Source organism: Thermoactinomyces sp. CICC 10521 (genome assembly GCF_016055135.1).
Taxonomy (GTDB): Bacteria; Bacillota; Bacilli; order Thermoactinomycetales; family Thermoactinomycetaceae; genus Thermoactinomyces_A; species Thermoactinomyces_A daqus.
The window spans coordinates 1-513 of record NZ_JAECVZ010000105.1 but is presented as its reverse complement, the minus strand read 5'-3'; the positions used below and the strand labels follow the sequence as shown (position 1 = coordinate 513).

The window sequence follows — 513 nt, the reverse complement described above, 5'->3', positions numbered from 1 at the left end:
GAAGTCAGTGGCAGATCGCGGATATCCACTCCATCGATCAAAATGCTGCCGCTATCTACGTCGTAAAAACGGGGAATCAGATTGACGAGAGCTGATTTTCCCGAACCGGTGCCGCCGATGATCGCAATCGTCTCCCCGGATCTGGCACTGAAAGAGATGTTGGAAAGTGCCGGTTTTTCCGCCCCCGGAAAGCGAAAGGTCACATCCCGGAACTCAATCACTCCTTTTTTCTCTTCAGTTGCGGCCTGTTTCCCATCCTTGATGTCGGGAACAATCTCCAATACTTCGTTGATTCGGGCTGCAGAGGCGGAAGAGCGCGGAATCATGATAAACATCATGGATACCATGATCAGCGAAAACATGATTTGCATGGCATATTGAAGGAATGCCATCAGATCCCCGACTTGAATCGCGCCGCTGTCGATGCGGATTCCACCAAACCAGATGATGGCGATGGTGGAAAAATTGAGAACAAGCATCATCATCGGCATAAGGGACGCCATCAGTTGATTC

Annotated in this window: 1 protein-coding gene; it reads right to left on the bottom strand. The window is 50.3% G+C overall.

Going from position 1 to position 513, the window contains the following annotated elements; genetic code table 11:
- A partial coding sequence (locus I8U17_RS18210; RefSeq protein WP_198060018.1) for an ATP-binding cassette domain-containing protein occupies nucleotides 1-513 on the bottom strand: 513 nt, incomplete at both ends.